Source organism: Pseudomonas sp. SWRI92, from assembly GCF_014268685.1.
Classification (GTDB): Bacteria; Pseudomonadota; Gammaproteobacteria; order Pseudomonadales; family Pseudomonadaceae; genus Aquipseudomonas; species Aquipseudomonas marvdashtae.
The window spans coordinates 137580-157846 of record NZ_JABWQY010000014.1; the positions used below are offsets into that span (position 1 = coordinate 137580).

The following is a 20267-nucleotide window of genomic DNA, read 5'->3' on the forward strand; positions in this document are numbered from 1 at the left end:
GCCGGCCGCCCGGCCACGGTCGCGCCAAACGCCACGGTCGGGTGCCCGGTATAGCGTTGCAGCAACAGCAGCCAGGCCGCTTGCACCAGCGTGTTGACGGTGACTTTCTGCTTGCGGGCAAACGCTTCCAGCGCCTGCGTGCGTGGCGCGTCGAGCGTCTGGAAACGATCGCCGTGGCCGCCCTGGCTATCGCTGTCCAACGCTGCGCGGGCGAGTCGGGTCGGCTCTTGCAGCGCGGCCAGTTGCTCGCGCCAGAAGCCCTCGCTGAGCTTCCCGTCCTGGCGTTGCAGCCAGCCGATGTAATCGCGATAACGGCCGACGGTGCTGGCGGGCGGGCGTCCGTTGTAGCGCTGCATAACCTCGCCGAGCAGCTGCGAATTGCTCCAGCCGTCCATCAGGATGTGATGATGGGTGTAGATCAGATGCCAGTGCTCGGCGCCGGTGCGCACCAGCACCAGGCGCAACAGCGGCGCCTGGCCAAGATCGAAACCTTGCGCGCGTTCGGCATTGGCCAGCGCCGTCAGGGCCTGGGTCTGCTCGTCTCGCTCGCGCCAGTCCAGCGCGGTGAAGGGCAACTGCACCTGCTTGTGGACGACCTGCAGCGGTTGCTCCCATTCGCCCTGCCAGACGAAACCACTGCGCAGGATATCCTGCGTCGCGACGGTGGCTTGCCACGCCGTGCGGAAGCGCTCGGCATCGAGGCCTTGCACGTCCACCCGCAGTTGGTTGACGTATTCGCCCGCGGCCTGTTCGTAGAGCGTGTGGAATAACAAGCCCTGCTGCATCGGCGCCAGCGGATAAATGTCATCGAGCTGGCCGGCCGGCATCGGCAGCTGGTCGAGCTGCGCCTGGCTGATCTGCGCCAGGGGGAAATCCGACGGCGTGGCTTGCGGCATCGCAAGGTTGGCGCAATGCTCGATCAGCGCCTTGAGCTCGATGGCGTATTGGTCGACCAGCCGTTGCACCGTCGCGCTGTCGAACATCTCACGGCTGAAACCCCAGCTCATCGCCAGTTCCCCGCCGTACACTTGGCCTTCCACGGTCAGCCAGTTGGCCAGCGGAGCCGTTGGATCCTGGGCGACGCCACTGCCTTCGCTGGACGGTACCAACAGCGCCGATTCATCGAACTGACGGTCGAACTGGCCCAGATAGTTGAACGTGATGCGCGCGGGCGCCAGGCCCGCCCATTCGGCTCGCACCGAAGGCGCCGCCAGATAACGCAGCACGCCGTAGCCCAGGCCTTTGTCCGGGACGCCGCGCAGTTGTTCCTTGATCGCCTTGATCGAGCCGTCGAGGTCGTCGGTGGCGGTCAGCTTCACCGGGAACAAGCTCGTCAACCAACCGACCGTGCGGGTCAGGTCGATGTCATCGAACAGCTCTTCACGGCCATGGCCTTCCAGTTCGATCAGCGTGCCGGGCTGCCCGCTCCAGTGGCTGATGGTGCGGGCCAGCGCAGTCAGCAGCAGGTCGTTGACCTGCGTGCGATAGGCCGCGGGCGCCTGTTGCAGCAATTGCCGGGTCAGCTCGGCGTCCAGGCGCCATTCGATCTTGGCGCCGTGAACATTCTGCAGGCTGCCCTGCGGGCGCTCGCAAGGCAGATCCCGCGCCCCGTGATGCTGGGCTTTCCAGTAAGCCAACTGACCGTCGAAGCGCGACGTTTCGGCGCTCAGCCGCGCTGTCCAGCACTTGAACGCGCTGGTCTTGGCTGGCAGCGCCACGCCGCCGCCCGCCGCCCGCTGCTCGTAGGTTTGCTGCAGATCTTCCAGCAGCACGCGCCACGACACGCCGTCCACCACCAGGTGATGGATGATCAGCGCCAACCGCTGGCTACCGTCGGCCAGATTCACCAGCATGGCGCGCAACAGCGGCCCGTCTTGCAGGTCCAGGCTGCGCTGCGCCTCGTCGCACAATGCATTCAACTCGTCGACGGACCGGGCATCGCGTTGCCACACGTCGGCGCTTTGCACCAGCGGCCCATGATGCTGCTGCCAACCGTCGGCGCCTTCGACAAAACGCAGGCGCAAGGCGTCGTGATGATTGATGAGGCAGGTCAGCGCCGCGTCGAGCCAGTGTGCATTCAGCCGCTCGCGGGCAGTCAGCAACAGCGACTGGTTCCAGTGCTCGCGGACCTGCATCCCCTGGGTGAAAAACTGTTGCTGGATCGGCCCGAGCACGGCGTCGCCAGTGACCGCCCCTTGATCCACGGTACTGTGATTGTCGTAGCTGGCAACCAACGCCAGGCTGCGCACCGTCTGGTACTGGAACAGATCACGGGGATGAATGCGGATACCGGCCTGTCGCGCACGGCTGACCACTTGAATGGAGATGATCGAGTCGCCGCCCAGCTCGAAGAAGTTGTCTTCGAGCCCCACGCGCGCCACTCCGAGCACGTCCTGCCATATCTCGGCCAGGGCGGTTTGCAGCGCATCCTGTGGTGCCACAAACGCCTGCTGAGGCGCGGCGTCTGGCTGTGGCAGGGCCTTGCGATCCAGTTTGCCGTTGGCGGTGACTGGCAACTTATGCAACGGCATCAGGTACGTAGGCACCATGTATTCCGGCAAGCTGCCCAGCAGCCAGGCCTTGAGATCCTGCTGCCACGTCTCGTGGGGGTCGCCGTCTTGCAGCACCAGGTAACCCACCAGATGCTTGCCGTCCTGCACCAGCACCACGGCCTCGCGCACGAGCGGGTGCTGCATGAGGCGGGTTTCGATTTCGCCCAGCTCGATGCGCAGGCCGCGCAGCTTGACCTGATGGTCGAGGCGACCGAGGTATTCGATTACCCCGTCGGCGCGCTGGCGCACTTGGTCACCGGTGCGGTACAGGCGCGCACCGTCATGGAACGGGCACGGCACAAAACGCTCCGCCGTCAGCCCCGGGCGTTGGTGATAATTGCGCGCCAGCCCTGCCCCGCCCAGGTACAACTCGCCCGACACACCCCACGGCACCGGCGACAACTGGGCGTCGAGCACATGGGTGCGCAGGTTGGCGATGGGCTGGCCGATCGGCACGCAATCGGCACCTTCGTCGACGCAGGTCCAATGGGTAACATCGATGGCCGCTTCGGTCGGGCCGTACAGGTTGTAGAGGGAGGCGTTCGGCAGTTTCGCAAAGACTTGATGCTGGGCGTCCAGCGCCAGCGCCTCACCGCTGCAGACGATGCGCTTCAAGCCTTCGCAACTTTCCACGCCTGGCTCGTGGATGAACGCCTGCAGCATCGACGGCACGAAATGCAGCGTGCTGATGCCGTGACGGTTAATGGTCTCGATCAGTTGCCGCGGGTCGCGGTGCGCACCCGGCGCGGCCACCACCAGGCGCGCACCGGTTATCAGTGGCCAGAAAAACTCCCACACCGACACGTCGAAGCTGAACGGGGTTTTCTGCAACACCGCATCACCGCCATCCAGGCCGTAGGCGTGTTGCATCCAGCACAAGCGATTGACCAGGGCGGCGTGACTGTTGCCCGCGCCCTTGGGCTTGCCGGTGGAGCCGGAGGTATAGATCACATAGGCCAGGTTCAGCGGATCGATGCTGATGTCGGGGCGACGCGCGCTGTAGCCGTCGAGCCAAGCGGCCGGCTGATCGAGCGTGATCACCTCGACGCCATCGGACGGCAGCCCCGCCATCAACGAGCGCTGGGTCAACAACAAGGCGACGCCGCTGTCCTCGATCATGTAGGCCAGGCGATCCTGCGGATACTCAGGGTCCAGCGGCACGTAGGCGCCGCCGGCCTTGTGGATCGCCAGCAGGCCAACGACCATTTCCACCGAGCGCTCGACGCAGATGCCCACCAGGCTGTCCGGCCGCACACCGCGCTCACGCAGCAGATGAGCCAGTCGGTTGGCGCGTGCATCGAGCTCGGCGTAGGTCAGGCTTTGTTCGTCAAAAACCAGCGCCGTTGCATCCGGGGTGCGCGCCACCTGGGCTTCAATCAGTTGATGCATGCACAGGTCGGTCGGGTAGCGTTGGGCGGTGGCATTCCAACCGTGGACCAGGCTGCTGTACTCGTCACTATCGAGCAACGGCAACTCGCCGATGCGCTGCGACGGGTCGGCGATCATCGCCGTCAGTACGCGCAGCCAATGCCGTGCCATGCGCTCGATGGTCGGCGCCTCAAACAGGTCATTGGCAAAGGTCAGCGCAGCGTGCAGCGTGCCGGCCTTCTCAAAGGTGTCCAGGGTCAGGTCGAATTGCGTGGTGCGGGCCTGCCACTCGATCATGCCCAATTCCAGCCCGGACGCCGTGCGGATCGTGGTGACATCCGCCACCTGCGGTTGATGGTTGTACATGACTTGGAACAGTGGCGTATGGCTGAGGCTGCGCTCCAACTTCAGGGCTTCGACCAGGCGTTCGAATGGCAGGTCTTGATGAGCCTGCGCACCCAGCGCGGTCTCCTTGACCCGGCGCAACAACTCGTCGATACGGGTCTGGCCATCCAGCTCAGTGCGCAGCACTTGGGTGTTGACGAAGAAGCCGATCAAGCCTTCGATTTCGTCACGGTTACGGTTGGCGATCGGCACACCGACGCGGATATCCGACTGGCCACTGTAGCGATGCAGCAGCACATTGAACGCACTGAGCAACAACATGAACAGCGTGACGCCATGCTGCTGGGCGGTGCTGCGCAGTTGCTCCGCCAATGCGGCATCGATGGCAAACTCATGACGGCTGCCACGGTAGCTCGGCATGGCCGGGCGCGAATGGTCGGTCGGCAGCTCCAGCACCGGATGTTCATCACCCAATTGCGCCTGCCAGTACGCCAGCTGCCGCGCCTGCTCACCGGCCTCCAGCCAGCGGCGCTGCCACAGCGCGTAATCGCTGTACTGGATCGGCAAGTCAGCCAATTGCGGCTCCAGGCCCGCTTCATGGGCGTCGTAGCAGCGGATGAATTCATCGATCAGCACGTTCATCGACCAGCCATCGGAGACGATGTGATGCAAGGTCAGCAGCAACACGTGTTCCTGCTCATCGAGCTTGAGCAACTCGACTCGCAGCAAGGGACCGTTCGACAAATCGAAGGGCCGCATCGATTGCGCTTCCGCCGCCTGGCGTACCGCCTGCTCGCGCTCGCCTGCGGGCAAGTTGCCGAGGTCTTGTTGCTCGATCACCAGCGGCGCATTGGCCGGTACTTGCAGGAGGCTGTCGTCGGCCTGGCGCTGGAACACCGTGCGCAGGGTTTCATGGCGGGCCACCAGGCTGGCGAAGGCTCGCTCCAGCGCTGGCAGGCTCAGCATGCCCTTGAGCCGGACCGCACCGGGCAAGTTGTAGGCGCCGCTTTGCGGGTCCAGTTGCCAGAGAAACCACATGCGCTGCTGGGCGTAAGACAGGGCCTGGCGGTCGTCAGCCTCGACGCCTTGGGGAATAGGGAAACGGCTGAACTCCACGCCCTCCTTGTCCAGCGCTGCCAGGAACATCTGGCGCTTGTCCAAGGGCAACCCGATAAACCGGCGAGCAAGTTTCAAGGCGTCTTCAGCATTCATTTCTGGGTATCCGGAATCAGTGGGCACAAGGCACAAAGGCATGTCGTCCCTATGAAACGAATGCAAACCGGAAAAATTAGCGATTGGGAATTTGTGTCAGGAAGCTGGATTCAGATCGTTCCCACGCTCTGCGTGGAAACGCATCCGGTGACGCTCTGCGTCACGCAGGGGACGCTGAGCGTCCAGGGCGGCGTTCCCTCGCAGGAGCGTGGGAACGATCATGCGGGGATAAATCCCCTCGCCACAGTCGCCAACCCATGTCGGCGATGATGGACGCTCAGCTGATCCTTGATCAGCCGCAGCACCTTGGCCTCGTGCTCGTGAATGAAGAAGTGCCCGCCCGCGAGCATGTCCACCGAGAAGCTGCCGCGGGTTTCCCGGCTCCAGCCGATCAGTTGTTCGGTGGTGGCTTTGTCGGCGGTTCCACCGAGCACGTGCACTGGACAACCGAGCGGCGGTCGAAGCCGTGGCTGGTAACGCCCGCACAGCAGGAAATCGGCACGCAGTACGGGCAGCGTCAGGGACATCAGTTCTTCGTTGGCCAGCACCTCTTCGCTGGTGCCGTTGAGGGTGCGCAGTTGGTCGATCAATTCAGCGTCGGTTTTCGCTTCGGCGAAGCCGCGGTCATAGTCGGCGCGCATCGTTGGCGCCGCTGTGCCCGAGGCGAACAGCGCGACCGGCTCAGGGCAGCCCAGTTCCCGCAAGGCATGGGCGATTTCGCAGGCCAGCAACGCACCCAGGCTGTGACCGAACAAGGCATAAGGCGCTTGCAATGTGGGCAGCACCTCCCGCGCCAACTGCATCGCCAACGGGCCCATCTCAGTGTGCAGCGGCTCGCCGAAACGCGCACCGCGCCCCGGCAGCTCCACCGGCTGCACCTGCAGCCATTGCGGCACCTTGCGCCGCCAACGGCTGTAAACCATCGCGCTGGCGCCGGAATACGGCAGGCACAGGAGCGTCAATTGGGTCACTGCGGTTTTCTCCGATCGTTTATATAAAAAGAATAACGAGGCCGGGTCGTGAAGAATTAGTCAGCGGCCTCCTCGCCCGGATGCGCCTTATACTGCACGCCCAATGGCTTTGGTCTGCCCTCAAGGAGAACACAATGAGCTGGTCCGCCCAACAATATGTCGCTTTTGAACAGGAACGCACCCGCCCAGCCCGCGATCTGCTGGCGGCCATCCCGCCTGTGCAGGCGCGCGACGTGATCGACCTGGGCTGCGGCCCCGGAAATTCCACCGAACTGCTGGTGGACCGGTTCCCCGGCGCAACGGTGCGTGGCCTGGACAGCTCCGGCGACATGATCGAAGCCGCCCGCAAGCGCCTGCCCGGCGTGACATTCGCCACTGCCGATATCGGACGATGGAATGAAGGCGGTCCCTTTGACCTGATCTTCGCCAACGCCGTGCTGCAATGGCTACCCGACCACGCCACGCTGTTGCCGTCGCTGGTGGAAAAACTCGCGCCGGGTGGCAGCCTGGCGATCCAGATGCCCGACAACTTGCACCAGCCTTCCCATCGCTTGATGGGCGACATCGCCGCCAACGGTCCCTGGGCCAGTCAACTGGCCGGCGCGGCGGACACGCGCACGGAAGTGGCCGACGCCAGCACCTATTATTCGATCCTCAAGCCCCACTGCACGCGCGTCGATGTGTGGCGCACCACCTACCATCATCCGCTGGCCGATGGTGCCTCGGGCGTCGTTGAATGGTTCAAGGGCAGCGGCTTGCGGCCGTTCCTCGAGCCGTTGGATGAGGCGCAGCGCGAGGAATACCTTCGCCAATATCTCGCGGCCATCGAGCAGGCTTATCCCGCCTTGGTCGATGGCTCGGTCCTGTTGCCGTTTCCAAGGTTGTTCATCGTCGCGACGCGCTAGGGGCCGGTCAGCAGCGAGGGCTAAATTTAGCGTGCGGGCCCTCGTTACCTGCTAGGACCGAAACCCACAAGAGTGACCGCCGTGGACCTGCAAACCATCCTGGGCAAACTTTTCGCCAACGCCGGCGCCGTTGGTATCGAAGGCGTTTTCCAATTCGTGTTCGGCCCGCACCAGGCGTACTGGTCCGAGGTCAAGGCCAGCAGCCGCACCCAGGCCGGCCGACACGCCAGCCCGGACGTCACCATCGAAGTGGCGGAAAAAGACTTTCTCGGGATCATGGCCGGCATGGCTAACGTCGAGGAACTGTTTGCCAGCGGTCGCTTGAAGATCGGCGGCAACATGGGCCTGGCGACGTTGCTGCCGCAGATCATCGATCATGCCCGTCACGGCGCCCGCCCCGTGGAAAAGGTCGACATGAACAAGCGCTACCCCACGCCGTCGCGTTTCAGCGAGACCCTCACCGCCAGCCTGCCAATCCAATACAGCGTGGAGCGCCGACCGCGCAGCGAACTGTCGCTGCAGGAATTCCAGGCGCGCTACCTGCCCCACGGCATCCCGCTGGTCATCAGCGACGCGTTGCAGGACTGGCCGTTGTTCAAGCTCAGCAGGGAAGAGTCGCTGGTGCACTTTGCCGAGTTGCAAGGCATCACCCGTCACGGCGATTACGTGAAGAAAACCTTCTCCACGGAACGGGATTTCCGCTCAACGTCCATGGCCGATTTCATTGCTTCCCTCGACAGCCCGGCGGTCAAAGGCGCCGACGGTGAGCCACCGGCCTACATGGGCAATAACATCCTGCCGGCGCAACTGTTGGAGCAGATCAAATACCCGCCCTACTTCGACCCTTCGCTGTTCATCCCGCCGCGCATCTGGATCGGTCCCAAGGGCACCCTCACGCCGCTGCATCGCGACGACACCGATAACTTGTTCGCCCAGGTCTGGGGCCAGAAAACCTTCACCCTCGCCGCGCCCCATCACCGCGAAGCCCTGGGCACCTGGTCGACCGCGCCCCAGGGGGGGCTGGACGGCTGTGATTTCAACCCGGACGCGCCGGACTATGATCGCTTCCCTCGCGCCCGGGACGTGACGTTCCTGCGGGTGACGCTGGAGGCTGGGGACCTGTTGTTTTTGCCCGAGGGCTGGTTCCACCAAGTGGAGTCGGTGTCCACGTCGCTGTCGGTGAACTTCTGGGTGAATTCGGGGCGGGGTTGGTGACGGTCGAAACAACTCCCTGTGACATGGGCGTTATTTTTGCTGCCGATAACTCTGCACCGCAGCCCCCATCACCACCGCCCCGGCAGCGATTGCCAACCAGAAACCACTGCGCGCGCCAAACGTATCCACCAGCCAACCCGAACCCGCCGCGCCGATGGCCACGCCGATACTCAGGCCCGTCACCAGCCAGGTCAGGCCCTCGGTGAGCCGGGCCGGTGGCACGATGCGCTCGACCAAGGCCATGGCGACGATTAGCGTCGGCGCGAAGAACAACCCGGCGACAAACACCGCCAGTGACAACCCGAGGATATTGCTCGCCAACAACAGCGGCAGCGTGGTCAGCGCAGTCGCCACCCCGCCGTACAGGAACAACCGCGGCAACGGCACTTTCGAGCGCAGCGCCCCGAACGCGAGGCCGGCCAGGCAGGAGCCGATGGCGTAGACCGACAACACGATGCTCGCCGCCGCCGGTTGCCCCTGATGCTGGGCGAAGGCCACGCTGACCACGTCCACCACCCCGACGATGACGCCCATGGCGACCATCAACAACAGCAGCAAAAGCACGTCGCTGGAACTGATGATCGAACCCTGGTGATGCGCCTGGTGCGGATGCACCGGCGGCTCGGTGTGGCGTTGCAGGACAAACGCTGTCACGCCGATCGCCAGCAGCAGCACCGAGGCCAGGGGCCCCGCCTCCGGGAACGCCACCACGCACAGCCCCACCGACAGCGGCGGCCCGACAATGAAACAGACCTCGTCCAGCACCGACTCCAGCGCATAGGCAGTGCGCAGTTGCGGCTGGCCGCGATAGACCTCGGTCCAGCGCGCCCGCACCATCGCCGACATGCTCGGCATGCAGCCAGCGAGGGCGGCGAACAGGAACAGCGTCCAGTGGGGTGCCTGCAATCGCGTGCACAGCAGCAACAGCAACAACGCCCCGCCACCGACCAGCGCCGCCAATGGCAAGACCCGACCCTGACCAAAACGGTCCACCAGCCGCGACACCTGTGGCGCGCAGAACGCCGTCGCCAAGGCGAACGTCGCCGCCACCGCGCCGGCCAATCCATAGCCGCCCTTGAGCTGCGCAAGCATGGTGATCACGCCGATGCCCGTCATCGAGATCGGCATGCGCGCGATCATCCCCGCCAGCACGAAGCCGCGGCTGCCAGGGGCGGTGAACAGTTCGCGATAGGGGTTTGCCATGGAATGACACCTCAACAAGGGCCTGCAAGTTGCCATAAAGGCCCGTGCCGGGGAAGCGCGAAACTGTGGGGGAAATGTGAAGACCGTTGCCTGCAAATGAACTCTCCGGGCCTGTCGCCAGTCAGCAAGTAAGGCCCTCGATTCAAGGTGCTATCCCATGCAGATTTCCCTCGCCCGACAAGTTGCCCTGGTCACCGGCGCCAGCTCCGGCATTGGCGCAGGCTCGGCCAAGGCGTTGGCGGCGGCCGGTGCCGCCGTGGTGCTCAACTTCAATTCCAGCGCCGGCCCGGCCGAAGAACTGGCCCGTGAAATCAACGACAGCGGTGGCCGCGCCATCGCCATCGGTGCCGATGTCTCGAAGGAACAGGACGTCGAGCGACTGTTCGCCGAGACCCTGGACGCCTTCGGCACGCTGGACATTCTGGTGGCCAACTCCGGCCTGCAAAAAGACGCCGCCGCCGTCGACATGAGCCTGGATGACTGGAACACCGTTATCGGCGTCAACCTCACCGGCCAGTTCCTTTGCGCCCGTGCCGCCCTGCGGATCTTCAACCGCCAGGGCATTCGCCAAGGCGTGTCCCGGGCTGCTGGCAAGATTATCCACATGAGTTCGGTGCATCAGCGCATCCCTTGGGCCGGCCACGTAAATTACGCGGCTTCCAAGGGCGGTATCGACCAGCTCATGCAGACCTTGGCCCAGGAGACCAGCCACCAGCGAATCCGCATCAACAGCATCGCCCCTGGCGCGATTCGCACGGCTATCAACCGTGAGGCCATGGAAGGTGAAAAAGAACAGCAACTGTTGCAGCTGATTCCCTACGGCCGGGTCGGCGATGTCGACGATGTCGCCAACGCGGTGGTCTGGCTGGCGTCGGACCTGTCCGATTATGTGGTGGGCACCACGCTGTTTATCGACGGCGGAATGAGCCTTTATCCGGGGTTCCGTGGCAATGGCTGATCATGACGAACCGCAAAGCCCCATCGAAAACCACGGCATCATTGGCGACATGCGCACGGCCGCGCTGGTCAATGATCGAGGCAGCGTGGATTTTTTCTGCTGGCCGGAGTTCGACAGCCCGTCGATCTTCTGTTCGCTGTTGGACACCCCCGAAGCGGGCATCTTCCAACTCGCTCCGGACCTGCCGGATGCCCGCCGCCAGCAAATCTACCTGCCCGACACCAATGTGTTGCAAACCCGTTGGCTGAGCGACGGCGTGGTGGTGGAGATTACCGACCTGCTGCCCATCGGCGACAGCGAGGACGATTTGCCCGTGTTGATGCGCAGGGTGCGCATGACTGTCGGCAGCGCGACCTTCCGCATGCGTTGCGCGGTGCGCCATGATTATTCCCGCGCGGCGACCACCGCGCGCAGGGACGGTGACCACGTTATCTTCAAGGCCCCTCAACAGCCGAGCCTGCGTTTGTGCGCCGATCAGGCCATGACATTGGACGGCCAGGCCGCGACGGCCGAGTTCACCCTGGAGCAAGGCCAGACCGCCGAGTTCCTGCTGGGCGGCATCGACGATGCGCGTCTGGTCGATGACACCAGCGCCCTGTGCCTGGAGCGAACCCTGGCGTTCTGGCGCGGTTGGATCAGCCAATCGAACTACCGCGGACGCTGGCGAGAGATGGTCAATCGCTCCGCGCTGGCGCTGAAACTACTGACCTCGCGCAAGCAGGGCGCCATCATCGCAGCCGCCACCTTCGGTCTGCCGGAAAGCCGCGGCGGTGAGCGCAACTGGGACTACCGCTACACCTGGATCCGCGACGCCTCGTTCACCGTCTATGCATTCATGCGCCTGGGCTTTATCGACGAGGCCAACGCCTACATGCGCTGGCTGCGCGGCCGCGTCAGCGACTGCCGCGACCAACCGACCAAGCTCAATATCCTTTACGGCCTGGATGGCCGGCTCGAACTGCCGGAAACCGAATTGACCCATCTGAGCGGCTACGGCAACGCTCGGCCAGTGCGCATCGGCAACCTGGCCTACCAGCAGGTGCAGCTGGATATTTTCGGTGAGCTGATGGACGCAGTGTATCTGGTCAACAAATACGGCGAAGCCATCTCCCACCAAGGCTGGAAACACACCGTCGATGTGGTCGATCAGGTCTGCGAAATCTGGCAGGACAAGGACGTGGGCATCTGGGAGATGCGCGGCGAAAAGCAACATTTTCTGCATTCGCGGCTGATGTGTTGGGTCGCGGTGGACCGCGCCATTCGCCTGGCGAGCAAACGTTCCCTGCCCGCCCCGTTCACCCAGTGGGACGAGACTCGCCAGGCTATCTATGAAGACATCTGGACGAATTTCTGGAACGACGAACACCAGCATTTCGTCCAGCGCCTGGGCAGCACCGCGCTCGACGGTTCGATGTTGCTGATGCCGCTGGTGCGCTTCGTCAGCGCCCGCGACCCGCGCTGGCTGTCGACGCTGGACGCCATCGAAAAGGACCTGGTGCGCGACGGCATGGTGTACCGCTATCGCAACGACGACAGCCCCATCGATGGCCTCAGCGGTACCGAGGGTTCGTTCGTCGCCTGCTCATTCTGGTACGTCGAATGCTTGGCCCGCGCCGGCCGCGTGGAGAAAGCCCAGCTGGAGTTCGAGCAACTGCTGCGCTATGCCAATCCGCTGGGGCTGTATGCCGAGGAATTCGACAGCCATGGCTACCATCTCGGCAACCTGCCCCAGGCGTTGAGCCATTTGGCGCTGATCAGCGCGGCGAGCTTTCTGGACCGCAAGTTGAGCGGGGAGAAAAATCACTGGCAGCCGTGAGCGGTGCTCAACGCTTCGGATTTTGTGGCGGTGTTTCGACTACCGAGTTGGCTCCGCCAGTTCGATGTCATTCAGGGCACGGTTGACCAGTAAGGTGCCCAGCTCGATCAACTGCTGAAGCCACAACGCCACATGCCGCCGTGAGCCTTCCAGGTCGAATGCCAGGTCACTGGCCATCGCATTGGCCGAGGCCAGGGTTTCGCTGAGGGTGGTCAGCAGGGATTCGGTGTTGAGACCGGGCACCACGCAAAAGACCTGGCCTTGCTGGGTGTCGGGCTTGGCTGGGGTGTCGGGCGATAAGTGCATGCGTAATGCGCGATCAGCCGCTTCGCGGTGCTCTTGCGAGTCGAGCCGGGTGTAGGCGGAGAGGTTCTCGGCTTTTTTGGGGGGATTGGGGGTGATCTTGACCATGACGTGCAGCTCCATTCAAAAGTGGAGTCCGCCATTTCCGCGACCAAGCGGAGGGGTGGCGAACTGTACGCAGGTTGGTCGACCAGGGAATGGAAACCCGGCAGGGCCCGGAGCCCTCCCACGCACAGTCAGCCATAAAGCAGCCAGCCGCTCGCGCGGCACCGTGCGCCATTCTAAACCCGGACGACCAAGCCCGGTCGCTGATTTTGCAGCGACGGACAAAGCCTATCCCCGGCGCTTCCGAACCACCAACCGCCACTACTCGTCGGAAAATTCTGACTTGCCACAATTTTTATAGGACCAAATCACTCTTGTGGCGAGGGGATTTATCCCCGCTGGGCTGCACAGCAGCCCCTCTAGAAGTTTACGCGCTTATCCCGGTATACCGAGATGCACACTTGGGGCTGCTTCACAGCCCAGCGGGGCGGTGCGACGTTTCGCTAAATCCCCTCGCCACAAAAGCTGTACAAATTTGATGGCCACGCCCCACTTCAGGTTGCCAGCCCCGCCCCCCTCTCCTAAGATCGATGCACTCACGGGTGCAGCGGAGCTGCCCGATAAACCCGATTCAAGGATCCGATATGACGCACATCAAACGCCCCATCACCACCGCGCCTCGAACAGGCTTGAACCGAGAAGAACTGTGGAACGACCAGGACAAAGGCTTGATCAAATGCTGGGAAATCGGCCGCGATCGAGCGGCGAGATTTCCTGAACTGGCACACCGTTGCCTGGCCGGTGAATTGCCGGTGCTGGGTTGGAAAGGCGGCGTCAGCCGCAGCCTGAAGAAGAACGCAAAATTCGGTTGTCTCAAGTACCTGGCCCAATGGCAGGGCCTGCGCGGCGAGGACTTGGACATCGATCTGACCCAGGAACGGACCTTGACCTGTTCCAGCACGAACATGGTCGTGACCTTCACCCCGGACCGCGCCAAATACGTGAACCAGGAACCCGCCTGACCACAACCGAGCGATGCCGGAGGCCAACATGACAGCTGCACCCAAGGTGAATTTCGCGGTGACGCCACTGCTGCGCATCGCCTATGAGGAACACGGCCCCGCCAGCGGTGAGCCAGTGATTCTGCTGCATGGATTTCCCTACGACCCACGAGCCTTTGACGAGGTTGCGCCGGCCCTGGCCCAACGCGGTTATCGAGTCGTCGTGCCGTACCTGCGCGGCTATGGCCCGACCCGGTTCAACAACCCCGCTATCGCCCGCTCCGGCCAGCAAGCGGCACTGGCCCAGGACCTGCTGGACCTGATGCAGGCGCTCGATATCCCGCAAGCGGCGCTGTGCGGCTATGACTGGGGGGGCCGCGCCGCCTGCATCGTCGCCGCCCTGTGGCCCGAACGCGTGCGCTGCCTGGTCACGGGCGACGGCTATAACTTGCAGGACATTCCTCATTCGACCCAACCGCTGGGGCCCGAAGATGAACATCGCCTGTGGTACCAATATTACTTTCACACCGCCCGGGGCGTCGAAGGCCTGAGACAAAACCGGCGTGAATTGTGCCAATTGCTTTGGCGCCTGTGGTCGCCGACCTGGCAACGCGGCGCCGAGCTGTATCCGCTCACCGCCCCTTCATTCGATAACCCGGATTTTGTCGAGGTGGTGATTCACTCCTACCGCCATCGTTTCGGGTACGCGCCGGGGGACCCGGCCCTTGAGTGGATGGAAGAAAAGCTGGCGGCGCAACCGGCCATCGGTGTGCCGAGCATTTCCCTGTGCGGGGCCAATGACGGCGTGGGCCCGCCGTCCGAACACGATGACGATGCCGGGCATTTCACCGGGCGCTATGAACGTCGCGTGTTGGCCGGCGTCGGCCACAATATTCCCCAGGAGGCGCCCGAAGCGACGCTCAAGGCGCTGCTGGACCTGCTTGAGGGCTGATCGCGAAACGCTCGCGATAGGCCTGAGGGGTTACGTCCATCGCGCGCATGAAGCTTCGACGCAGGGTCTCCTCGCTGCCGAACCCACACTGCACCGCTACGCGTTTGATCGGCACGGTGCTGTCGGTTAGCAGGCGCCGAGCGGTTTCCACGCGAATCAGCTCTACGGCACGGGCCGGGGTCTGGCCGGTCTCGGTGCGGTAGTGGCGCACAAAGCTGCGCTCACTCATGCCGACCTTGGCGGCCAGGCTCGATAAGCCCAGGTCTTGGATGAGATTTTCGGCAATCCATGCATGCAACTCATCGAAGCGACCGCCCTGCTTCTGTAGCGCCAACGTAGCGCTGAATTGCGATTGCCCACCGGGGCGCTTGAGAAACACCACCAAGTGCCGCGCAACCTCCAGGGCCACCGCTCGGCCCAAGTCTTCTTCGACCAGCGCCAACGCCAGGTCGATCCCGGCGGTGACCCCGGCGGAGGTCCACACCGGACCGTCGTTGATAAAAATTGGATTGGGTTCGACCTGTAGTTTTGGATGTTGCCGGGCCAGTTGTTCACAGCGGGTCCAGTGAGTCGCCACCCGGCGTCCGTCCAGCCATCCACTGGCCGCCAGCAGAAACGCCCCAGTGCACACCGACGCCACCCTGCGCGAACGCAGCCCTTGTGCCTTGACCCAAGCCACCAAGGCTGGATCCTCGGCGGCTTCGTAAACGCCCCAACCGCCGGCGATCAGCAGCGTGTCGCTGGCTTCGCTGGGCAGCGGTTCGGCCATCAGCGCCAATCCCGCCGACGACATCACCGCCCCACCACCGGCGGCAATGACCGTCGGCGCGTACGGCACCGGCAGGCCTTGCCCACGGAGCAGATCGTTGGCCGATGCGAATACCTGCAAAGGCCCGGTGACATCAAGCACTTGCACGTTGGCGAAGGCCAGCACATGAATGGTTTTCGGCTGATTGGGCATATTGGCGTAATTCGAGGGCTTATTGGCGAATAAGCCAAAGACTACGGACCTAAACTAAAACCGTCCACCCCTCGGGCACTATTCAAAGGAGAAAGCGACATGACGTTGCAGATCGGTTTTCTGTTATTCCCTCAGGTCCAGCAGCTGGATCTCACCGGCCCGTACGACGTGCTGGCCTCGTTGCCGGATGTGAAAATCCACCTGATCTGGAAAGACCTGGCGCCCGTCACCTCCAGCACCGGACTCGTCCTGCTGCCAACCACCACTTACGAGGAGTGCCCGAAACTCGACGTCATCTGCGTCCCCGGCGGCAGCGGCGTCGGCCCGTTGATGGAAGATGAGCAGACCCTGACGTTCATCAAGCGCCAGGCGGCCCACGCCAAGTACATCACTTCGGTGTGCACCGGTTCGCTGGTACTCGGCGCGGCGGGACTGTTGCGTGGCAAACGTGCCACCACCCACTGGGCCTTCCACAGTCTGTTGCAGCCCTTGGGAGCGACGCCGGTCAACGATCGCGTGGTCCGCGACGGCAACCTGTTCACCGGCGGCGGTATCACCGCAGGAATCGATTTTGCCTTGACCCTGGCAGCAGAGCTGTTCGACCAGGACACCGCCGAACTGGTCCAACTGCAGCTTGAATACGCGCCGGCTCCACCGTTCGCCGCAGGTTCTCCGGACAGCGCACCGACGCAGGTGCTCGAAGAGGCCAACCGGCGCTCGGCGGAGTCGTTCCGGGTGCGCTCGCAGATCACCCAGCGGGCCGCGGCGCGGTTGGAATCGGCGTAAAGCGATCAAGCCAGGCACTCCAATAAAGTGCCTGGTTTAGAACGGGCTGGCCGTCGGCCGCACCACCAGTTCGCTGACGTCCACGTCCGCCGGTTGCTCGACCGCATAGGCAATGGCCCGGGCAATGGCCTCGGCGGGAATGGCAATCTTGCGGAACTCGCGCATCTCGGCGCGCCCGCCTTCGTCGGAAATGCTTTCGGCCAGTTCCGACTCGGTCACGCCAGGTGAAATCACCGTCACGCGAACATCGCCACCGACCTCCTGGCGCAGGCCCTCGGAAATCGCCCGTACAGCAAATTTCGTCGCGCAGTACACAGCGGCCGTGGGGCTGACGGTGTAGGCACCGATGGAAGCAATGTTGATGAACTGGCCGCTGCGTTGGCGCTGCATCAGCGGCAAACCGGCGGCGATGCCATGAAGCACGCCACGAATGTTGACGTCGATCATGCGATCCCATTCCTCGACTTTCAGCGCCTCGAGCTTGGAGAGCGGCATGACCCCGGCGTTGTTGACGATGACATCAACCCGTCCGAATCTTTCGACAGCGAAATCGATCAGGCTCTGGACGTCGTCACGACGGGTCACGTCCACGGCTCGGCAGGCGGCCTGCTGGCCCGCGGCTTGAAGTTCCTCCACCAGCGCTTGCAAGCGGTCCACGCGCCGGGCGCCAAGCACAACAGAAGCACCCCGGGCGGCCAGCAACCGCGCCGCCGCCTCGCCAATCCCGCTGCTTGCGCCAGTGATGACCACTACTTTGCTTTGAATATCGGACATGATGATTTCCTCGTCTGGATACGTTGGCCCCGGAGGGAGCGTTTTGACAGGTCCAGATTAAGAGGCCTTCCGACGCTTGGGTTAGCCGGATTCTCCTGCGCACTTGCACGATCCTGTAACGATAACGCCTCTGGTCGTCGCGACTGCAATCGGCTTTACTAGCGCGATCCATTGAATTGGGCAGGGAGATTGATCGGCATGTCGGTATCCACCTCCATCACCATCGCGCCTGATAATGGCGTAGACCTGCGTCGCGCCGAACTGGCGAACTTGATGAAGCGCTTCGCGCCGGAATATGGCGTTCATGCCACGGCTATAGAGGCGTTGCACCTGATCCGTAGCGACCATCCCACCGAAGCCTTGCACGTCGTGCATAAGCCTGGGCTGTGCGTGATTGTTCAAGGGCGCAAAGAGGTCACGCTCGCGGACGAACGCTACGTTTATGATCCGCTTAACTACCTGGTGGTCTCGGTGACGCTACCGTTGGCCGGCCAGGTGATCGAGGCTAGCCCCGATCAACCGTACCTGTGCATCCGCCTGGACATCGACCCGGCACAAATCTGCCGGCTGATCGCCGACGCCAGCCCAATCGGCGTGCCAACCGAAAGAGCCGATCGCGGGTTGTTTCTCGACCGAATCGATGAGCCCCTGCTCGACGCAATGCTGCGCTTGCTGCGACTGCTGGACAGTCCGGACGACATTGCGACCCTCGCCCCCTTGGCCCAGCAGGAGATTTTTTATCGATTGTTGCGGGGTTCCCAAGGCCGACGCCTGCATGAGATTGCCATTCCTGACACCCAGACACACCGCATCAGCCGCGCCATCGAGTGGCTCAACACGCATTACGCCGAACCGCTGAGCATCGAAAGCCTGGCGCAGATGATCAATCTCAGCGCCTCGGCACTGCATCATCGTTTCAAAGCCGTGACCGCCATGAGCCCGCTGCAATATCAAAAACAGTTGCGTCTGCAAGAAGCCCGGCGACTTTTACTGGCAGAGAACAGCGACGTTTCGTCAATCGGCTACAAGATGGGCTATGAAAGCCCTTCGCAGTTCAGCCGTGAATACAGCCGTCTATTCGGCGCCTCGCCGAGCAAGGACATCGCCCGCCTGCGTGCCATGGCGTTGCAAGCCAGCAGCGCCTGAGTCTGCACGCAAACAGGATCAGGCAAACGCAGGGCAGTTTCCGACTAACGACCGCACCCGACTCCCCCTACTCTGAACCCATGCAGCAAGACCAGCATGAGGGACCTACTTTCTTCAAGACGAAAAAAAACCCGCCTAGGCGGGTTTTTTGAGGACCAGTTTGACTCCTGTCTGGCATTCCGTGCCTGGCCCCGTCATCCGTGACCCCGAACACTCCCTGTGCTCAGTGGGTAGACACAGATTAGCCCCGTCACCTTGATGAGCAAAGACGACAAAGCAGCATCGCGGTGTAAGCGTTTGGCTACACAACGCCTTCTGATCTTTTAAAGGACGAAAAAAAACCCGCCTAAGCGGGTTTTTCCAAGACCATTACGACTCCCTGTCGATAGCAATCCTTGCAAGGCCGATCTTCCCTGATCCTGAGCACTCCCTGTGCTCAGTGGATAAGTCCAGATTACGCCTCGGATCCAAAGTGAAATAGAGGAAATAGCTACCACCGAGTGTAAGCCATTCGCCATACGCTCCCTTCCGCAAACCCCTAGTCCCGTCAGGTATCGCTACCCTGGGTAGCCATCACGATTTGCTCAGAAACTCTTCAATGTTCGCCATCTGCTCATCCCAGCCGCGACTGTCCATGCGGAAGGCCTTGAGTCGGCGCGCCTCGGGAATCTTTTTGAAACCCGACTCCACCACCTTTAGCAAGGTCCCTCCATTCATGTCTTCGAGTTCGAACTGCACTTGGGTTTCAGATTCCTGGGAGTAATCGGTTTGCGGATCGACGGCGTAAGGATGCCAGCGAAATGAGAACACCCGCTCGGGCTCGACGCGTTCCACCGCCACATCCCAGACAAGATGCTCATACCCCGGATAGGTGATCTGCCCTTGGGTGCGCTCACCCGCAACGAACCGTTTGCCCGCGAGGTTTACACCAAACCATTGGCCGAAGGTCTCAGCATTGGCCAGAGCGCGCCAGACTTGTGAACGCGGCGCCTTCAGTAGGATCTTTCTTTCGATACGATCGGATAAATGCATGGGGTCACCTCCTGTGTTTAACAGTAGGCCTGTAAGACCGCTAGGCCAACCGGAAAGTTGTATCGATGCGTTGTTTGGGTACACTCCTCCGGCAGTTTTACCTCAAGGAGAGATAGATAATGTCCAGCCGCTTGCTTCTGCCCCTGATCCCCCTGTTATTCATCGCCGCTGTCCACGCTGAAGATTGCACCGACGCCACGAGCCAAGGTGACCTGAACCAGTGCTCGGCCCAAGAGAACAAGGCCGCCGACAAGGAGCTGAACAGCTTGTACAAGCAAATCACAGCGCGCCTGAAGGACAATGCCGAAGCCAAGCAACTGCTGGTCAAGGCGCAACGTGCCTGGATCGGCTTTCGTGACGCTGAATGCAGCTTTTCTGCGTCCGGCGTTGAAGGCGGTAGCGTCTATCCAATGATCCACAATGAGTGTATTACAGCCGTTACGAAGGCGCGTATCGAGACGCTCAAGACTTATCTGAAATGCAAGGAGGGCGATTTGAGCTGCCCGGTGCCTGAGGCTTGATTGAGGGATGCTGAAGAGGATGATCATTAGGTCATCCTATTTTTTGACGCAAAAACAAAACCCCTACCTGCGTCAGCAGATAGGGGTTTCGGAATTTAATCTTGACGATGACCTACTCTCACATGGGGAAACCCCACACTACCATCGGCGATGCATCGTTTCACTGCTGAGTTCGGGATGGGATCAGGTGGTTCCAATGCT

Annotated in this window: 16 protein-coding genes and 1 rRNA gene (1 of these 17 only partly in view); 9 read left to right on the plus strand and 8 right to left on the minus strand. The window is 62.5% G+C overall.

Features of this window, described 5'->3' with window-relative positions; translation table 11 throughout:
• Both HU762_RS20195 and HU762_RS20200 read right to left on the minus strand, forming a co-directional pair.
• Positions 1-5477, minus strand: partial view of a non-ribosomal peptide synthase/polyketide synthase gene (locus tag HU762_RS20195; RefSeq protein ID WP_186639987.1) — the 5' end (the start) only. 6853 nt of this gene lie to the left of the window's left edge; only the first 5477 of its 12330 coding nucleotides appear in the window; the start codon lies at positions 5475-5477; the stop codon falls past the left edge of the window.
• Between the two features lie 218 nt (positions 5478-5695).
• A complete protein-coding gene (locus tag HU762_RS20200; protein ID WP_186639989.1) occupies positions 5696-6448 on the minus strand; it encodes an alpha/beta fold hydrolase in 753 nt (250 codons plus the stop codon).
• A gap of 134 nt (positions 6449-6582) precedes the next feature.
• Here HU762_RS20200 and tam point away from each other — a divergent pair, with 134 nt between their 5' ends.
• Both tam and HU762_RS20210 read left to right on the plus strand, forming a co-directional pair.
• Entirely contained in the window at positions 6583-7353 is a 771-nt protein-coding gene (gene tam, locus HU762_RS20205) for a trans-aconitate 2-methyltransferase (protein ID WP_186639991.1), read from the plus strand.
• A gap of 81 nt (positions 7354-7434) precedes the next feature.
• On the plus strand, positions 7435-8568 hold the full coding sequence (locus tag HU762_RS20210; RefSeq protein WP_186639993.1) for a cupin-like domain-containing protein: 1134 nt from the start codon (positions 7435-7437) through the stop codon (positions 8566-8568).
• 30 nt (positions 8569-8598) lie between these two features.
• Here HU762_RS20210 and HU762_RS20215 read toward each other — a convergent pair whose 3' ends face one another.
• Positions 8599-9771 (minus strand): MFS transporter, encoded by a 1173-nt coding sequence (locus HU762_RS20215; protein WP_186639995.1) that lies wholly within the window; start codon positions 9769-9771, stop codon positions 8599-8601.
• Between the two features lie 157 nt (positions 9772-9928).
• On the opposite strand from HU762_RS20215, the gene HU762_RS20220 reads away from it, so the two are divergent.
• Complete coding sequence (locus HU762_RS20220; protein WP_186639997.1) at positions 9929-10729, plus strand: SDR family oxidoreductase; 801 nt, start codon at positions 9929-9931, stop codon at positions 10727-10729.
• Positions 10722-12545, plus strand: coding sequence for a glycoside hydrolase family 15 protein (locus HU762_RS20225; protein ID WP_186639999.1), 1824 nt, complete (start codon positions 10722-10724; stop codon positions 12543-12545). The genes HU762_RS20220 and HU762_RS20225 overlap by 8 nt, the downstream gene beginning before the upstream one ends.
• A 39-nt stretch (positions 12546-12584) precedes the next feature.
• On the opposite strand, the gene HU762_RS20230 is transcribed toward HU762_RS20225, so the two are convergent.
• On the minus strand, positions 12585-12956 hold the full coding sequence (locus tag HU762_RS20230; protein WP_186640001.1) for a DUF6124 family protein: 372 nt from the start codon (positions 12954-12956) through the stop codon (positions 12585-12587).
• A 581-nt stretch (positions 12957-13537) separates the two neighbouring features.
• Between HU762_RS20230 and HU762_RS20235 the strand changes: the two genes are divergently transcribed.
• Positions 13538-13915 (plus strand): hypothetical protein, encoded by a 378-nt coding sequence (locus HU762_RS20235; RefSeq protein ID WP_186640003.1) that lies wholly within the window; start codon positions 13538-13540, stop codon positions 13913-13915.
• 28 nt (positions 13916-13943) lie between these two features.
• Positions 13944-14846 (plus strand): alpha/beta hydrolase, encoded by a 903-nt coding sequence (locus HU762_RS20240; protein WP_186640004.1) that lies wholly within the window; start codon positions 13944-13946, stop codon positions 14844-14846.
• Here the strand turns inward: HU762_RS20240 and HU762_RS20245 are convergent.
• Positions 14815-15807 (minus strand): GlxA family transcriptional regulator, encoded by a 993-nt coding sequence (locus HU762_RS20245; protein WP_186640006.1) that lies wholly within the window; start codon positions 15805-15807, stop codon positions 14815-14817. The genes HU762_RS20240 and HU762_RS20245 overlap by 32 nt on opposite strands.
• A 99-nt stretch (positions 15808-15906) precedes the next feature.
• Here HU762_RS20245 and inhA point away from each other — a divergent pair, with 99 nt between their 5' ends.
• Complete coding sequence (inhA, locus tag HU762_RS20250) at positions 15907-16593, plus strand: isonitrile hydratase (RefSeq protein WP_186640008.1); 687 nt, start codon at positions 15907-15909, stop codon at positions 16591-16593.
• A gap of 36 nt (positions 16594-16629) precedes the next feature.
• Here inhA and HU762_RS20255 read toward each other — a convergent pair whose 3' ends face one another.
• Positions 16630-17367, minus strand: a complete 738-nt coding sequence (locus HU762_RS20255) for an SDR family oxidoreductase (protein WP_186640010.1) — start codon at positions 17365-17367, stop codon at positions 16630-16632.
• A 198-nt stretch (positions 17368-17565) separates the two neighbouring features.
• Here HU762_RS20255 and HU762_RS20260 point away from each other — a divergent pair, with 198 nt between their 5' ends.
• Entirely contained in the window at positions 17566-18513 is a 948-nt protein-coding gene (locus HU762_RS20260) for an AraC family transcriptional regulator (protein ID WP_186640012.1), read from the plus strand.
• Between the two features lie 573 nt (positions 18514-19086).
• Here the strand turns inward: HU762_RS20260 and HU762_RS20265 are convergent.
• Entirely contained in the window at positions 19087-19545 is a 459-nt protein-coding gene (locus tag HU762_RS20265; RefSeq protein ID WP_186615741.1) for an SRPBCC family protein, read from the minus strand.
• 119 nt (positions 19546-19664) lie between these two features.
• Here HU762_RS20265 and HU762_RS20270 point away from each other — a divergent pair, with 119 nt between their 5' ends.
• Positions 19665-20066, plus strand: a complete 402-nt coding sequence (locus tag HU762_RS20270; protein ID WP_186640014.1) for a lysozyme inhibitor LprI family protein — start codon at positions 19665-19667, stop codon at positions 20064-20066.
• Positions 20067-20165: 99 nt separating this feature from the next.
• Here HU762_RS20270 and rrf read toward each other — a convergent pair.
• Positions 20166-20267 (minus strand): 5S ribosomal RNA (gene rrf, locus HU762_RS20275); the annotation flags it as partial.